The 18,080-nt window shown below is 41.2% G+C and carries 11 protein-coding genes and 1 pseudogene; all 12 read left to right on the plus strand.

What is annotated here, in order from left to right:
* The first annotated feature begins 37 nt into the window (after window positions 1–37).
* Window positions 38–1,732, plus strand: coding sequence for an S-layer homology domain-containing protein (locus AC58UX_RS02175; protein WP_497249265.1), 1,695 nt, complete (start codon window positions 38–40; stop codon window positions 1,730–1,732).
* Window positions 1,733–1,978: 246 nt separating this feature from the next.
* Complete coding sequence (locus tag AC58UX_RS02180) at window positions 1,979–2,653, plus strand: response regulator transcription factor (protein ID WP_497249267.1); 675 nt, start codon at window positions 1,979–1,981, stop codon at window positions 2,651–2,653.
* Window positions 2,631–4,082: a histidine kinase dimerization/phospho-acceptor domain-containing protein gene (locus AC58UX_RS02185; protein WP_497249269.1), complete on the plus strand. Its 1,452-nt coding sequence runs from the start codon at window positions 2,631–2,633 to the stop codon at window positions 4,080–4,082. The genes AC58UX_RS02180 and AC58UX_RS02185 overlap by 23 nt, the downstream gene beginning before the upstream one ends.
* A gap of 209 nt (window positions 4,083–4,291) precedes the next feature.
* Window positions 4,292–6,523 carry a carboxylesterase family protein gene (locus AC58UX_RS02190; RefSeq protein WP_497249271.1) on the plus strand — a complete coding sequence of 744 codons (2,232 nt, stop codon included), beginning with the start codon at window positions 4,292–4,294 and terminating at the stop codon, window positions 6,521–6,523.
* A 101-nt stretch (window positions 6,524–6,624) separates the two neighbouring features.
* On the plus strand, window positions 6,625–7,896 hold the full coding sequence (locus AC58UX_RS02195; RefSeq protein ID WP_497249273.1) for an alpha/beta fold hydrolase: 1,272 nt from the start codon (window positions 6,625–6,627) through the stop codon (window positions 7,894–7,896).
* 159 nt (window positions 7,897–8,055) lie between these two features.
* The gene (locus AC58UX_RS02200) at window positions 8,056–8,907 is read left to right on the plus strand and encodes an aldo/keto reductase (protein ID WP_497249275.1); all 852 of its coding nucleotides are present in this window, start codon (window positions 8,056–8,058) and stop codon (window positions 8,905–8,907) included.
* Between the two features lie 899 nt (window positions 8,908–9,806).
* On the plus strand, window positions 9,807–11,375 hold the full coding sequence (locus AC58UX_RS02205; RefSeq protein ID WP_497249277.1) for a sensor histidine kinase: 1,569 nt from the start codon (window positions 9,807–9,809) through the stop codon (window positions 11,373–11,375).
* Between the two features lie 23 nt (window positions 11,376–11,398).
* Window positions 11,399–12,922: an ABC transporter substrate-binding protein gene (locus tag AC58UX_RS02210; protein WP_497249279.1), complete on the plus strand. Its 1,524-nt coding sequence runs from the start codon at window positions 11,399–11,401 to the stop codon at window positions 12,920–12,922.
* Window positions 12,919–14,541 (plus strand): response regulator, encoded by a 1,623-nt coding sequence (locus AC58UX_RS02215; protein ID WP_497249281.1) that lies wholly within the window; start codon window positions 12,919–12,921, stop codon window positions 14,539–14,541. The genes AC58UX_RS02210 and AC58UX_RS02215 overlap by 4 nt, the downstream gene beginning before the upstream one ends.
* A 160-nt stretch (window positions 14,542–14,701) precedes the next feature.
* Complete coding sequence (locus AC58UX_RS02220; RefSeq protein WP_497249283.1) at window positions 14,702–16,381, plus strand: response regulator; 1,680 nt, start codon at window positions 14,702–14,704, stop codon at window positions 16,379–16,381.
* 142 nt (window positions 16,382–16,523) lie between these two features.
* The gene (locus AC58UX_RS02225) at window positions 16,524–17,717 is read left to right on the plus strand and encodes a PQQ-dependent sugar dehydrogenase (protein ID WP_497249285.1); all 1,194 of its coding nucleotides are present in this window, start codon (window positions 16,524–16,526) and stop codon (window positions 17,715–17,717) included.
* A gap of 89 nt (window positions 17,718–17,806) precedes the next feature.
* Window positions 17,807–18,055, plus strand: a pseudogene (locus AC58UX_RS02230) (sigma factor); the annotation flags it as partial.
* Between the last annotated feature and the right edge of the window lie 25 nt (window positions 18,056–18,080).

Genomic DNA, 18,080 nt, shown 5'->3' on the forward strand with positions numbered 1-18,080 from the left:
GACTACCCTCTTATCTAATAGTAGAGAGGTGTTATCAATGAGAAAAAAAATAGTTGCATGGCTATTGATCAATACTATAGTTGTTTCATCACTTGCTTTCACGGGTACAGCTTTTGCTGCTATTACCCCATCCTTTTCAATAGAATCAGGTACCTCCAGTGTAAGTACTGGAGAAGAATTTCAGGTGGCGGTAAAGAGCCAGAATGTAGATAACTTATTTGCGTATGAAGTAGTCCTTGTAGTAGATATGAACCAAGTCGAATATGTATCGGCAAAATCCGATATATCCGATGGTAACGCGAATATCATTGCTAAGAACAATAGAATATCTCTGGGGTTTTCAAAGTCTAAGGGGACTCCAACGGTAACCGGGGCTGATGTCCCATTAAGTACTTTTACATTTAAAGCGAAAGCACCTGGTACAGCAGCGGTAACGCTAGATTCTGTCGAGATTATCCGCGAGCCTGTGATTAACTCAATGCTGGACTCTGACTATAAGGTTGGCAAGGCTGTATCTGTTACAATTACAGGTTCAGGAACAGATCCAGTAGTTCCAGTAGATCCAGTTGATCCTCCCGGAAATCCTGGAAATCCTGGAAATCCTGATGCAGGTACAGAAGTAACAACCCCAGCAACTGGCTATATCGTTAAAGAAACAGAAATGAAGAGTGCCCTTGAGCAAGTCAAGGATGGTACAGCTACAATCACAACAACTCTTCCTAAAGATGCAAGCGAAGCTACGATTACGATTCCATCAGAGTTAATTCTATTAGCGACTAATCAAGGCATTCAGGCAATTACTATTGAAACAGGCATAGCAAATGTGTCTTTACCCATGGATATGATTGAAAGATCAACCACAGACGTTCAACTTTCCATAAAGAAAGAAGATGCGAGTGGGCTTTCACAGGATGTATCGAATGTAATTGGAAGTAATCCAGTTTATGATATCCATTTAAGTGTCGATGGAAGAGAACTAAGTAATCTAAATGCCACAAATATCAAAGTAACATGGGATTACAAACTAAATGATGCCAATAAAGACGCCGGTAAGGTTGTCGTTTACTTTATTAATGAAGACGGAAAGCTTGAAGTGATTAAGAACAGTAAATTTGATGCAGCAGCTGGAAAGGTTTCTTTCCATACGGACCAAGCAGGAAAATATGTTACGTTGTATAACGATGTTAGCTTCCGAGATATTGCCAATGTGCAATGGGCGAAAGCAAGCATTGAAGAGTTGGCAGCTAGAGAGGTCGTCAACGGGGTAAGTGATAATATCTTTGCACCTAATAATAACGTGACCAGAGCGGAATTTATTAAGATTCTTATGCAAGCTTTTGACTTAAATGATGATAGTGCTGTTAGCACACTCACTGACGTTAAACAAGGTGAATGGTACTATAGCTCAATTGCGGCAGCGGAAAAATTAGGCGTGACGAATGGTAAAGATGATGGCAGTTTTGGTATCAATGATTCGATAACGAGACAAGATATGGCCGTCATGATCAACAGGACAATTCAATTGTTAAATGCAAAAATAAGCGGTAATGCAACAGTAAGACAGTTTGCAGATAGCTCTGAAATATCACAATATGCAACAGATGCTGTAGTAGCCATGCAGAAAATTGGCGTTATTGAGGGTGTTAGTAACGATAGTTTTGCACCTAAAGATAATGCAACTAGAGCGCAGTCATCAGTAATTATTTACAGGGTATTTAATCTTATTAATTAAAAGGCTTCGCCACTGTGTAAAGTGGCGAGCCTTTTTCTCACATTAGAACAGTTATTGAATCTAAATGATAGGAATAGGCATTAATTTGAGACGAATGAGATACCGTTTGCACTTTTACGTGTTGCATAATAAAGGAATAGCCGAGTTGATTAATATAAAACTAAAAAATCTTGGCTTTTTCGAGCATTTCTCACAGTTTTCTCACAACTTAATTCTAAATTATAGTTCTCGAAAGAAGGGATCATAATGCCTAAATTATTGATTGTTGATGATGATGTTTATCTTCGAAAATTAGTGCTCACTTATGCTGAATTAGATAATTTTAAATGTGAAGAAGCAGAGTGCGGCCAAGTAGCATTAAATAAAATAGATTGCACACAATTTGATATTGTCGTGCTGGATGTGATGATGCCGGGGCTTGACGGGTTTGAAACATTAGCGGAAATACGAAAAGAAAGTCAAGTTCCCGTCATCATGCTGACATCTCGCAGCGAGGAATATGACAAGTTGCTAGGCTTCAATCTTGGAGCCGATGACTATTTGGTTAAACCGTTTAGTCCAAAGGAATTAATGGCAAGGATTAGCGCAGTACTTAAACGTACTGGTAACAAAGCCAGTGACAAGTTGGCTTTTGGTGAGCTCTGCATATCGCCTGGTTCAAGGACAGTAACAGCAGCAGAAAAATCTTTTAACCTGCCGCCTAAGGAATTTGACCTTCTCCTATTTCTGGCACACAATGAGAACCTTGTTCTCAGCCGTGAGCGACTTCTAAGCAAGGTTTGGGGGTATGATTATTACGGTGATCCTAGAACAGTTGATACGCATATCAAATCTTTACGCGAACATTTAGGGGATTATCGCAAATTAATCCAAACGATATGGGGAGTCGGATATAAATTTGAATATAATCAAAAAATGTAAAAATTCATCTATAAGATCCAAAATTGTAATACGTTTATGGCTTATTATGATGCTGCTGGTGGTATTTGCGATAGCGTTCATGTGGGTTGCTCAAATTTCTCTATTTGAGAAAAATTTTATTGCTGCAACTGTAGCGGACGTGCAAAGTCGGATGCAACCTATCTTGAATGATGTTGAAGAAGTAGATCTTGCCCAGAACGAACAATTAATTGTGTCTCTTAGCAAGGCAGCAAATGGGAAAATGGTATTAGCTGATGGTCATGCAAAGGTAATTGCCTTTTACAACTTAGGTCATAAATATGAGGATTCAGAGTCATTGAACCAGATGACAGCGATTGTAAAATATATCATGCAGACCACCGAATATGAACAAATTTTACACGGAAATTCCTATAATAAAATTATTCGCGCTTCTTCTAATCCGATTGCTCTCGAAACTGGAATTCCAGTGACTTATAATGGCCAAAAAGCAACTATATTTTTGTTTCATTCACTTGACCAACTTCAAACGGTCTTAAGTATAAATCGAAATCAACTTGTTATGTTAAGTGTTGTTTTGACGATAATAGCTGCTGCGCTAGCGGCATTACTATCACGACACTTTGTAAAACCCATTCGTATTATTAAGAATACGGTTGACAAGCTGGCAAAAGGCGACTTACATGCAACACCGAACCTTCTCATGAACGATGAACTAGGACAATTGTCCAATTCAGTAGCAGATTTGGGTAAAGCTTTACAACGTGTCGATATTCTGCGTAAAGAAGTTATAGCCAATGTATCTCATGAGTTACGCTCACCGTTGGCATTAATCCAAGGGTATGCTGAAATGGTTCGAGATATAAACTGGAAAGATGATAATAAACGTACAAACGATCTTGACTTAATCATAAATGAAGCAGGACGAATGAGTGAAATGGTCAGTGATATCATGGACTATTCTCAGGTCCAAGCTGGATATGTCCAACTTAACTTAGAACGCTATAATCTCTATGAGATTGTAGAGTCTGAAGTGGACCGTAGCGGGCAGAATGCAGACGAGTTCGAAATTCAAATAAAGCTAGAGACAGACATAACCGACATACCTGTTATTGTGGATGCATTAAAAATCAGTCAAGTCATGCGAAACCTTTTAAATAATGCTGTTAACCATACCTTAAATAGAGGGATCATATCGGTTATCTTAGAAAAAACAGACAAGGTAGTAAAGGTATCTGTAGTTAACCCAGGTGACCCTATTCCAGTGGAGGAACGAGAAGTTATTTGGGAAAGATACCAACGCAGTCAACATCATGGAGGGCGTAAAAAAGGAACAGGAATTGGACTATCTATTGTTAGTACGTTTTTAAAAGCTCACCAAATGACATACGGTGTTGATTGTGATAAAGGGCTTACTACATTCTGGTTTAAGTGCCATATAGATGAATAAGAAAGGGGCGTCGATTTTATTTCGCCACTTTCTTTTTTTACATTTAGTTGGAATAGGAGGCATATCGAAAATATGCTAGTTTTCTCACAGTTTTCTCACATTTAAAAATTAAAATCAATGCATGTTTCAGGAGCTGGCTTACACAAACAAGTTACTACTGCCGCTTCTTAAAATTTCAATTTTCAATTAAAACATGAGGAGATATCATAATGAAAAAAGGAATTGTGGCAGCAACGTTAGTGACTACGCTCGTTCTCTCCGTCGCATCAATCAGTACTGCAGCTGAGAATAATTCATCTGGAACAGCTCGCACAGATATCGTACAACTCGCTGCAAGCAAAAGCACATTTACGGATGTACGAACAAATGACTGGTATGCCGAAGCTGTGGCCTATTGCGTGAGAAACGAATTAATGGTTGGCACTTCTGAGACGGCGTTCTCGCCTAATTCAGAGTTAAGTCGTGCAATGGTTGTCACGATGTTACATCGTGCAAGCGGCAGTCCTGCCGTAACAGGGACATCTTCGTTTACGGATGTGAAGAGCGGCGAATGGTATAGCGAGGCCGTTACATGGGCAAATCAGAATGGGATCGTAAGTGGATACGGAAATAATGTTTTTGGTACGAATGATCCAATAACGAGAGAACAACTAATAACCATCCTTTGGCGGTATAAAAATAGTCCTGCACCAGCCGGAACAGCTACATTTGCTGATATGAATAACACATCATCATCGGCATCCAGTGCAGTGTCTTGGGGCGGTGAGAACGATGTAGTGAATGTAAAGGTCGGAAACAAATTTGAACCCAAAGTTAATGCGACCCGAGCGGAAGCTGCCTTTATGTTTAAACAGGCCGCTGTAAAAGGAACAGAACAGATGGGGGAGACAGCTCTCGTTGAGACACAGGCAGGTACTATTCAGGGATATGTGAGTAACGGTATTTATACCTATCATGGAGTTCCTTATGCACAGGCAACGGAGCGCTTTGTTCCGGCGGAAGCTGTTACACCGTGGGAAGGTGTATTAGCTGCATCTGCATATGGACCCATCTCCTTACAGGGAGGATCAGGCTTTGCAAGATATTCAGATGGTTCGGGTAGTGCAACTATGGACAACAACTCTCAGAATTTAAATGTCTGGACACCTGGCATCGGTGATAAAGAAAAAAGACCTGTTATGGTATGGCTGCATGGTGGTGGATTTGCATCAGGGGCTTCTAGTACCAGTCCAACCTATGATGGAGAGAATCTGAGCAGTAATGGTGATGTGGTTGTTGTTTCTGTCAATCACCGGCTGAATATTATGGGCCACTTTGATCTTTCTGATTATGGAGATAAATATAAGTATTCTGCAAATGTTGGAATTATGGATATTGTAGACGCACTACAGTGGATTCATGACAACATCGAGCAGTTCGGTGGGGATCTAGCTAATGTTACCGTATTTGGAGAGTCAGGTGGTGGAGCTAAGGTTTTAGCACTTATGACGACTCCATATGCAAAAGGACTATTCCATAAGGGAATCGTACAAAGCGGTACGACAGAGACTGTTGGTTTAAAGTTCACATCAGAAGAGGCAAGCAAACGGGTAACAGAGTTGACACTAAAGAATCTTGGCATCACAAAGGATAATTTCGAAGATTTACAGAATGTGGGTTATGAAAAACTGACTCAACAGTCTAATCTGGCACTTCAACAGGTAGCTAACGAGTTTAGTATTCCAGGACCATTTGGTGGTTTTGCTATGGAATGGGAACCAGTTGTAGATGGTGATTATATGCCTACCAACGCTGTAACAGAAGATTCTTTCGCAGAGGCAGGCAAAGACATTCCGCTTATGATTGGTACGAATTTGAATGAGTGGGAGGCCTTCAGCCTTATGGGAAATTCGAATGGAACTCAGGCTGGAAATAAGACGACCTGGAGTGAGAAAGAGGTAGACGCAAAATTGGAAGAAAAATACGGAGATAAAGCAGGGGAGATAGCGAATAAATTTTTGGAAGCCTATCCGTATAAGACAAAAGCCGATGCTCTTTACGTCGATACTTTGATTCGTATGCCTAGCCTGAAGATTATGTCCCATAAAGCAGATCAGAGTGGTGCGCCAGTCTATGCCTATATGTTCACATGGGAGTCTCCCGTTGCACCTGGACGGTTTCTTGCGAATCACGGGGCAGAAATACCATTTGTTTTTCATAATATAGTTAAATCGGCAAGTACAATTGGCGACAGTAACGAAGCTAAAACATTGGAAAAGCGTATGAGCCAAGCATGGATTAATTTTGCGAAAACCGGAGACCCAAGTACGGATAATCTGCCGAAATGGCCAGCATTTGATCGTAAAGAAGGAGCTACAATGCTTTTTGATAACAATCCTTTGGTTGGATATAACCATGATCAGGAACTCTTATCACTTTTAAAACCGGAGTATGAATATTGATCTATTGGTGAAGTGAGGAGATATAAATTTTCTAGTCTTCTCACAGTTTTCTCACAATTTATTTATAAAGTTAGAGAGATACGGAATACGAGGAGGAAAATATGAAAAAATTTGGAAAGGCAACTATTGCATTGAGTTTGACAACGGTTTTTCTGACTACAGGTGCAGTGACCGCTGCAGGAGATTTTATTCAAAAGACAATTGAAGTAAGAGGAGTAAAAATATCTGTTGATGACAAAGAATTAATCACTCGCGATACGAATGGTAAAGATGCAGAAACATTTATTTATAATGGGCTTACATATGCTCCGGCTCGTGCATTATCTGAAGCCCTTGGCAGAGAGGTGACATGGAACGAGAGTTCATCAAGCGTCAATATTAAAACTGATGGGGCTTTAGTCATTAAGGAACAAGGGAATTTTTCGGCCGGTGGTATAGTTGAAACAAGTGATGGGAAATTTGATCCGATGCAGCCGTGGACGGCCGCTCAAGGCGGTCAAACTCGGCATGGCGACCATGCTGATGTACTCTATCAAATTCCGGTTAATGCAAATGAATATCCAATGGTGTTTCTTCACGGTTATGGTCAATCACGACGGAGTTGGCAAACAACAGCCGACGGTCGGGAGGGCTTTTCAAATATTTTCTTGAGGAAGGGTTATAGTACTTACCTCATCGATCAGCCCGGTCGCGGTGAGGCGGGACAGGTTACTGGGGCTGGACAGATAACTGCAGTTCCAGACGATCAAACATGGTTCACGCAATTCCGGATCGGTCTCTGGCCTAATTATTATGATGGTGTGCAGTTCCCAAAAGACAGCAAGTCGCTCGATCAGTTTTTCCGCATGATGGTGCCTGATACCGGCACTACTACTGAGAGGAATGCTACGGTTACCGCCATGTCTGATGTATTTGACCGAACCGGTCCTGGCATCTTATTTACTCACTCAGCAAGCGGTATGACTGGTTGGCAGACTGCGATTGCTAATGAAAATGTAAAGGCAATTGTCTCCATTGAACCAGGTGGGTTCCCATTCCCTATTGACCCTAACACAAATCCTGGGAATTCCTTTGGTAGGATTGGAATGGACGATTTTATGAAGCTGACCAAAATTCCAATCATTGTTTATTATGGGGACAATATCCCTGATAAGGCAACCGGCATACCTTCGCAGGATTTTTGGAGTCGTTCTCTTGCATCAGCACGACAGTGGGCAGAATTGGTTAACAGTAACGGCGGCGATGTAACCATTGTACATCTTCCTGAAATCGGCATAAAAGGGAATACACATTTTATAATGTCAGATTTGAACAATAAGGATGTTGCGGAAAAGCTCTCTGCGTGGTTAAAAGAAAAAGATCTGGATAAATAAGCGCGATAAATTAAGTTTAAAGATAGGGACAGATTGCCGATTCAGGTAATCGTCCCTTTTTGGCGCGAGAGTATTAGGCAAACATTCGATACGATTGTTATAACGATTACTTTGATGTCTGGGGCATAATAGAATTATAAAAAATGTGGAGGGTTTAATATGCAAAAAGTAAATTTAAACAATGGCGTTGAGATGCCTATACTTGGTTTTGGTGTTTTTCAAATGACAGATCATAATGAATGTGAGCAAAGCGTTTATGATGCTATTATGGCTGGTTATCGACTAATTGATACCGCTGCCTCCTATCAAAATGAAGAAGCAGTTGGCAGAGCAATCAAACGTAGTGGCGTTCCGAGAGAGGAATTATTTATCACCACAAAGCTTTGGGTTCAGGATGCTGGTTATGAGCGCACAAAACGTGCCTTTGAAAAATCACTGAATAGATTACAATTGGATTATTTGGATTTGTATTTAATTCATCAGCCATATGGCGATGTGCATGGGTCCTGGCGTGCGATGGAGGAATTGTATCGTGAAGGAAAAGTCCGTGCAATTGGCGTTAGTAACTTCCATGAGGATCGTCTGATTGATTTGATTCTTCATAATGAGGTCGTTCCTGCTGTAAACCAGGTTGAAACCCACCCGTTCAACCAACAAATCGAAAACGCAACATTTATGAAAGAGAATCGTGTTCAGATCGAATCTTGGGCGCCATTTGCTGAAGGGAAAAACAACTTATTCCAGAATGAGGTATTGGTATCCATAGCTGAAAAGTATCATAAATCCGTTGCTCAGGTGGTTTTACGTTGGTTGACGCAACGAGAAGTCGTTGTGATTCCAAAGTCGGTACGTAAAGATAGAATCATCGAAAACTTTAATATCTTTGATTTTGAATTGAACCAAGCAGATATCGAGTCGATTACTGCCTTAGATACGAAACAGAGCCTGTTCTTTTCGCATCGCGATCCTGAAATGGTGAAATGGATCGGTACCCGTAAACTTGATATTTAGGAAAATAAGGTTGAATAATAGAAAATCATTACAAGTACTCTTCAAAATAAAGAGCAGATGCATTTATTGCATCTGCTCCTTGTATTTAGCGCTTATTGCTTGAGTTACAGGCTTTTGCATAAAGAAGTCGCGATCCTGTTTGCAAGTTTATTATTATTTATAGTTTGAGGAGTAGCAGAATAGCAATGAATAACACCTTGAAAATATATATGCTAGCCCTTATCAGCTTTGTTGCTGCAGGCGTTGCATTCATTTCCTTACAGCGCTCCCGTTCAATAGTTCGAGTACGGAAATAAAAAGTGTAAGATATGGAAAAGTAATCTAAGGAGGGTCTCGACATACAAAGGAAGACCAATTACTTAACGGAACGCTCAAGTAACGAGAGTAAATTCTTGTTCAAGTTCAAAGCTATATGAACTAATTGGGAAATCGAAACCCTTGAGCCACTCTCCAATCAGTTGCAGCAAGTTATTCATGAACGGATCGAACAATTCGACAGCACGTATTCACGGTTCCGCCAGGATTCCCTTGTGTCTAAGATTGCATCGGCCACCGATGGTCGAGCTGAGATGTCGCGGAATTTCAATGGTGAGCTATTTTCGTGATAGTAAAATCTGATGATGATTTCTATACATTGCAGGAGTATTTTCCAGTTTGTTTTGATTCTATTTCATATAGAATAAAACTATCAGTAAGCGGTTTTAACAACCAGGGGGAGCGGGTCTAAAATGAAGTTTTTTTTAAGATATCATTTAAAATCTTTACGCTCTAAGCTGATTTTTGTCTTTTTAATGACCACCCTACCGTTAATTATCCTGTTAATCAGTAGCAATAATTACGCAATACAAGTTGTGCGTAAGCAAGTATTTCAATCTAATTTACATACCATTAACTTATATATGGACCAAGTCGATCGAAATTTAGACGAAGTTGACAAATATCTCTACAATACGTTGGCGACGGAGCCTGATTTCTTTCGATTAGAACATCCGATGGCTGATGATAGCCAGCCTTATTATACGGCTAAAGTTCAGTTGTATAACAAACTGTCAACCGATAGTAACAATTATAAAATTATAGACTCATTATTTGTCTATTCCGCCGCTAATAATGATCTGGTAACAACTTCATTATCCAACTATACCTTCAATGAACGTGAAATGATTCGAAATGAATTGAAGGATATATTGTCGATGATTCAAAGTAAGGCGGATCCGACATATCGCTATGATCAATGGCATGTGAGACAAATAAATAATAACTATTATTTATATCATATAGTTAAAAAAGGCAATGTGTATTTGGGCGCATGGACAAGTGCTAAAAAAATGATGGTTCCGACTGATTTTATTGATCTAGGGCAGCAAGGAAAGGTACTCTTTGTTACGGATAGGCTTGAGCCTATGGAAGAAACGAGTTTTTTTGAATCACAGGGCATTCAGATTGCGTTTGATCCTGCAGGATACGTAATGGCTGGCGAAAAAGAAAAGTTTTTGGTCTTTGGGAAACAGTCGCAGAAGGGGACATTCAGCTTATTAGCGTGGATTCCTGACAGAAGTATTTTGGAGAAATTACCGTTTGTACAACGCATATTAACGTATATTTCTTTGGGCTGGTTGGCTAGTTTGGTCTTGTTCATCTTCCTTCTAAGAAAAGTTCTCTTGTATCCGGTTAACAAGCTTGTTAGAGCCATGAGAATCGTGCAAACGGGTAATTTAAATGTTGGTATTTCCAATGAGCCCACATCGAATGAATTTTTGCTCATGAATCGAACATTCAATCAAATGGTCTCCCAAATTAGGAACTTAAAGATTAGTGTGTACGAGGAGCAATTGCAGAAGCAAAAGGAGGAACTGAAGCATTTGCAGTTGCAAATGAATCCTCATTTCTTCCTTAACTCGCTTAATGTTATCTATAACCTGGCACAAGTTCAGAAATTTGAGCTTATCATGGAAATATCACTTAGTCTTGTCCAGTATTTAAGATTTATGTTCCGAACTGATTTGACGTTTGTTCCATTAAAAGAAGAGATCAATCATACCCGGAATTACTTGAAAATACAGGCCTTAAGGTTTCCGAAGCACTTGTCGTTTAACATTACTATGCCGGATTCACTAGCTACCTGTAAAGTTCCTCCACTTGTTATCCAGACATTTGTCGAGAATACGATAAAACATGCTGTTACCTTAGATGAACCCACGCAATTAGTAATTAACATTCATCAAATTGAAGGATCGGTGCCTTGTATTGAGCTTCACATTCGAGATAGTGGAAAAGGCTTTCCAACGGACGTATTAAGTCGTTTGCAGAATAATCAGGAACTGAATTCCGAGCAAGGCGAGCATATTGGTATTGCTAATGTGCGGCGTAGATTACATTTATTGTACAAGAATCATGCCAATATAACCTTTTTCAACGGCGAGAATTGTGGAGCTAACGTTGTAATCGTATTACCAATCGCCATGTAACGTTATGACCGGGGGGTCGAATGATGTATAAAAGAAAGCTCTATCTAGCTTTACAATTACTTAGTTTATTCCTTGTAGCTACTCAGCTTACAGGATGTATATGGAGTCAGAATAAAGAGAATCCCGATACGTCCAAGAGTGGATCGACAGATAGTGTGATAACCCTCTACTTTTATTCGAAAGTGCAACGAGACATGAGTGAGGTTGAGGCGGAGATTAGTAAAATAACGAAAGAAAAGCTAAATGCGACTGTGAAATTTATGCCTTACATGAGCACGACAGAACTGCAGCAACTCATGATGACAGACGACAAAAAGCAAATTGATCTGATGGTGACAGGCGGTTCGCTTAACACACTAATTAATGAGGATCAACTGATTCCGCTGAATCATTTATTGGCGACTAAGGGACAAGATATTGAGAAAGTACTCGGACCTGATATTTTAAGTAGTGTAATGAGAAATGGAGGAGGGATTTATGGAATCCCTAGCATGAGAGACTTGGCTACCAATTATGGGATTGTCATGCGCAAAGACCTGATTGAAAAATATAAGATTGATATTTCACAAATTCATGCCGTTACGGATTTGCAAACGGTATTTCAAACAGTGAAAGACAATGAATTGGAGATAACGCCTCTCGTTCCATATTCAATCTCGATATATGCAGGAATGCGTGCAGGTTCGTATGACGCACTAGACGACAGCCTCGGCATACTTCCTGGCTACGATAACGATTTACAAATTGTAGATGTCTTTGAGAGTGGTCAATATGCTAAAGATTTAGAATTGATACGATCTTGGTACCTGTCCGGATTTATTGACAAAGATGTTGTGTTTAAAAGAGATAGCGCGGCGGATTTGGTGAGAGCTGGCAAAGCGTTTGCTTATTTTACGCCGGTGAAACCGAATGTGGAGCAACAGGAGTCGAGGTTAACCGGCTATCCCATGGTGGCAATTCCGTTCTCTCAGCCTGTCATGACAACGACGCAGTTAAATACATTTATTATGTCAATTCATAAAAATTCGAAAGACCCTGAAAAAGCAATGAGCTTCTTAAATCTGTTGTACTCCGATGAAAGGATCATCAATTTATTGGACAATGGGATTGAGGGGAAGCATTATATTCAAATAGCTCCGAACGTCATTGATTATCCAGGAGGGGTTAATGCTTCCAACACAGGATATGGGATTAATTCATGGGTGATTGGCAATCAGTTCCTTACCCCTGTATGGAAGGATGATGATCCCGATATTTGGACCAAAATGGCTGAATTCAATGAAACGGCAAGGATCTCAAAGGCGTTTGGATTTACATTCGACTCCTCCCCTGTGAGAGCAGAATATGCAGCTGTGTGGAGTGTGATGAGACAATATGTGGCTGCACTTGAAAATGGAACTTATGAACCGCAAGTAAAGTTGCCTGAATTTATAACAAAGCTGAAGACTGCTGGAATAGATACGGTTATTGCCGAGAAGCAACGTCAACTACTTGTGTGGGATCAAAACAAACGATTTAATCAAAGTCAATTGGGGGGAAGCAAATGACCGAGAGAGCTATGTATCACTTACTGCTAGTAGATGATGATATTCATTCTGTTGATTGCGTAAAATCAGGGATTGAGTGGGGGGAGTTATCGATCCACGAACCTCAAGTATCTTACAATATAAGACAGGCTAAGGAAATTCTGAAGCACCATCCCATCGATATTATGGTGTGTGATATTGAAATGCCGCAAGGAGATGGCCTTGAGCTGCTTGAATGGATTAATGAGCAACAACTTAAGGTAGAAGTCATTTTCTTAACTTGCCATGCCGATTTCAAATATGCACAGCGAGCCCTCCATTTAGGCAGCCATGGTTTCCTATTAAAGCCCGTCCCATTTCAAGAGCTGATAGAAGCTGTTGTGAAAGCACAGGATAAAATCGTTAAGGAACGGGAAAACGATAAATATGAACAGACACATCGGCTTTGGAAAGCACATCAACCACGCTTGATTGAAAGCTTTTGGATGGATTTGCTCCATCAGGAGATATCTTCAAACCAAGAGCAGCTCGTAGGGGTATTAAAGGAGATGGGTATCCCTTACTCTATGGATATTAAATTTGTACCTATCTTAGTCTGCGTACAACGATGGCATAAGCCATTAACGAAACGTGAACAGAAAATCATGGAATACGCGTTAAGGAATGCGCTTGAAGAAACCTTTCTAACGAATAATGGGATAGATTGTCAAATTATTCAAGAACGTGCTGGTAATCTTCTCGTTTTCATAGAGGGTGTAGAGGGAAGCAAGTTTGAGAATGCGCGATTAAGAAATATGTGTCAGGTATATATCCAATCTTGTAATCAATACTTCTATTGCGATATCTCCTGCTACATCGGTGAATCATCCTTTATTCACGAGACGAGAGCAGCGGTGGAATCCCTTTATCAGCTTGAAGCCAGCAATGTGAATCGAGATAATCGTGTATTCCTTTTAAAAGAAAAGGTAAAGCGTCCTGTCGTAATCAATCTACCTGATATGAATGCTTGGTTTGAATTGTTGAAAATAGGGTCTATCAAAGAATTATTAACAGAAATCCATGTTTTTTTTGATAGCTGGATGTCAATTGAGCGTCTGGAGCCATCCCTATTACGAGAGTTATACCAAGACTTCTTGCAAATCATTCACTATACATTAAAGATAAGGGGGCTTCAAGCTCACCACATCCTATCGAGTTCTGCTCATTTGGAGTCCATGGTAACAGCCATTCGAACGGTTAGCGATCTACGAGAGTGGATGACTTCCGTTGTTGAAATGGTGAGAAATCAGTTGGAATCTCAGGAAAATTCTCAATCGGTTGTTGAAAAAGTTAAGAACTTTATTGAGATCAATTTGAATCATGAAATTTCGCGGGAAGACATCGCCAAACAAGTTTTCTTAAATGCTGATTATTTAAACCGAGTTTTTAAAAAGGATACAGGCTTACCTATAACTGAATATATATTGCAGCAACGCATGAAGAAGGCAAAAGAGTTGTTAATTAAAACCGAGATTCCTATCGGTAATGTGGCCACTTCAGTTGGTTACTCTAACTTACCTTATTTTTCTAAAATGTTCAAAAGAGTAACGCAAATGAGTCCATTGGATTTTCGCCAAGGTCGGCAAACGGTTAATCTTTAAATATAGAAAGTCTGATTTGTAATAATGAAAAGTCTGAATCGTGATATCTAACTCGATGTTCTTCTATTATGATGAAATGAAAATAGGTAGTCCCCTTATGCAGGTTGTTCGCAGGGGGACTATTGGTTTATTTTCATTAAACGTTAAAGGAGAATAGCGGATGCAAACATGTACATTACTCCTGGTGGATGATGAAGAAGATGTTCGAGAAGGCATCATTCGTGAAGTGGATTGGGAAGCTATTGGCTTTGAGGTCATAGATAAAGCAAAGAATGGAAGAGAAGCACTTGAAATGGTGGAGAGGCTACAGCCAGATGTCGTGGTAACGGACATACAGATGCCTTTCATGAATGGATTGCAATTATCTGAATGTATACGTGAGCGCTTTCCAACGATTAAAATTATTGTTCTTACCGGGCACGATGATTTCGAATACGCTCAAAAGGCAGTCAAGCTGAATATTGAAGAATACGTTCTTAAGCCATTTTCAGCAACGGAATTAATAGATGCTCTTAGCAAGGTGAAATTGCGGATTCAAGAGGAAATGGCCTATAGGGAAAACGTGGAACTTCTTAGGGAGCATTACCATAAGAGTATGCCTGTTCTCAAAGAGAATTTTCTTGGAACGTTGATGAATCGCAAGCTACCGCGCGATGAGGTGATGGAGAAAGCCACTAACTATGGCATTCAATTAGAAGGGAAAAGCTTCGTAGTCGCGGTAATCAGTATTGATGGTTTGCCTTTTCAGGATGACGATCTTGATCAGCTTAGTGAGCTTGCCAAATCCGTTTCGCTGCGGTACTCCGAGGATCGGGATATCAAATATTTTGCCCTTCTCAATATTACGGAGGAGATTATTTATAAGCATAAAATCGGTCTTGTTTTCATGTACAACGATCAAGTTGTTGTGTTGACAACTCACGATAGTTATGAACGGGAAGTTACTTTATCGGAGGTCATGAAGGTATTAGAAGAGGTTTCTCAGAATGTCGTCAAGTATCTCAAGTTTTCGATAATGGTCGGTGTTGGAACAGTCATGAAGGATGTAACCAAAGTTAGTTATTCGTATGATGACGCTGTCCAAGCTCTCGATTATAGGCTAATTCTTGGCAATAATCGTGTGATTAGCATTGACGATGTGGAGATGCGAAATGTGGAGAAAGTTCGCTTTGATGACTTGAAAGAAAGCATACTGACGCGCTGCCTTAAAGTAGGAACCCCTCAAGAAATTAAAGAGGCGATAGACGAACTGTTCTTTGGAATCGAAGGCGGGGTTTCCGTCAAAGACTACCAAATATATTTACTGGAAATATTAACCTGTATTCTAAAAGCGGCAAAAGGCTCCAATCTTAACCTTGACGAGGTGTTCGGTGAGGAATTCATCCCTTTTACGGAGATTAATAAATTTACCTCGCTAGAGGAAGCCAAGTTTTGGTTCGTAGAGCTCTGCACAAGAATTATGACGCATATTACGATAGACCGAAAGGATTCTTACAAAAACCTCGTAGATTTGGCAATCGAGTATACGAAAAATCATTTCCATGAGAGTGACATTACGATCAATAAAATTTGTAGTCATCTGCATATTAGTGCAGGCTATTTCAGCAGTATTTTCAAAAAAGAGATGAAGATGACCTTTATTAATTACTTAAACCATATCCGTATGGAATCGGCTAAGGTGCTGCTTCGTTCAACTGATTTAAAAGCTTTCGAAGTGGCAGAAAAGGTTGGTTATTCGGATGCTAACTATTTCAGTTTCAGCTTTCGCAAAAATGTGGGTGTGACCCCGAAAGAATATAGAACGAATCCCGAGCCCGAATTGTTATCCAATATATTTTAAACAAGAAGCAGGCAAATTTTTGCCTGCTTCTTTGCTTCCGAATAACTATCATATAATTCAACCGAATTTATCACAAAATTCTCACATTTAGATTTTAAGATTAGAAAAAAAGTTATGGTAATAATAAGGAGTGAAATGAACTATGAAAAAAGCTAGATTTACTTTATTATGCTTCGTTTTGACGGCATTATTGACATCGTGTGAAAGTAATGACTCCAATACTTCGACTTCAAAAGCACTGGACCCCGCCAAAGCACCAGTGCCGGTGTCGACCCTGGTGCCTGTGTCGGTACAAGTTCCTACCAGCTATCAGAGCGCATACCAAGGTGGTGACCGAAAGCTTCAGGTGCCGCCAGGCTTTACGATCCAGGTCTTCGCAGCTGGTCTGAAGGGGCCACGGCATATGGCGCTCGGACCGGACGGAGCGATCTATGTGGCGGAGATTGGCGCCGACCGGGTAAGCCGCTTGGTCGATACAGACGGTGACGGCGTGGCCGAATCTTCCGAGATCTACGCCACGAACGTGGAGGGAGCTCACGGAGTAGACTGGCACCAAGGGGCGCTCTATGTGGGTGCCTTGGACGGAATCTACCGCTTCGCCGGCAAGGGCACCAGCGGGGAGAAGCTGGTGGACCTGCCTACCGACGGCGGGCACTTTACTCGCACCGTTCACTTTGGCCCGGACGGACTTATGTATGTTACGACCGGATCGAGCTGTAATGTCTGCAAAGAAAAGGACTCCCGTCGTGCAGCGATGTGGGTTTACAACGCCGACGGATCCGCCGGACGTGTCTTTGCCAGCGGGCTTCGTAATACGGTGGACTTCACCTTCCATCCGCAGACAGGAGCGATCTTCGGTGTGGACAACGGGCGGGATATGCTCGGTGACGACCTCCCACCGGAGGAGCTGAATCTGATCAAGGACGGTAAGGACTACGGCTGGCCGGTCTGCCACGGTGGGGATATCCGCGACCCGCAGTTCGGGCAACCCGACTCCTGCTCCGCTACCGTCCCCCCGGCGCTGAAGATGCAGGCCCACTCCGCCCCGCTCGGGGTGCAGGTCTATAGCGGCACCCAATTCCCGGACACTTACCAGGGCAGGCTCTTCATTACGTTCCACGGTTCTTGGAACCGATCGGAAGGGACTGGATACAAGGTGGTCTCCGTCCCCTTCCAGAACGGAGAGCCCTCTGGTCCGCCAGAGGAATTCCTCACGGGCTGGTTAACAGGCTCTGGTCCATGGGGGCGCCCGGTAGGGGTGCTTCAGAACGTTGATGGTGCCCTCCTCATCTCTGACGATCAAGGCGGCGTCATTTACCGGGTCAGCTATCGGTAATGATTAGGTTTGGAGCCGAAGCCGTCAGAGGTAATGGACAAAACTAAGACGCGGCTACCGGTATGTTTCGGTAGTCGCTTTATGCGTTAGTGACGGCTAGAGATATTTGTTGTAAAGGCATTTACATTTTATTATTTACCTTGCTTCGTGTGCACAACCTCAAAAAATTCGACAACACCAGAGAAGATTTGGAGGATTTGATTAGTATAGGAACCATTGGACTAATCAAAGCGATCGAGTCGTTTTCGCCGAATAAGGGCACGAAGCTGGCGACTTTTGCGGCACGTTGTATTGAAAATGAGATCCTGATGCATCAAAATTCGTTCTTACGTTGTAAAACCCGTGCAAAAAAGTGCGGGTTTA

Source organism: Paenibacillus sp. J22P90 (assembly GCF_059692195.1).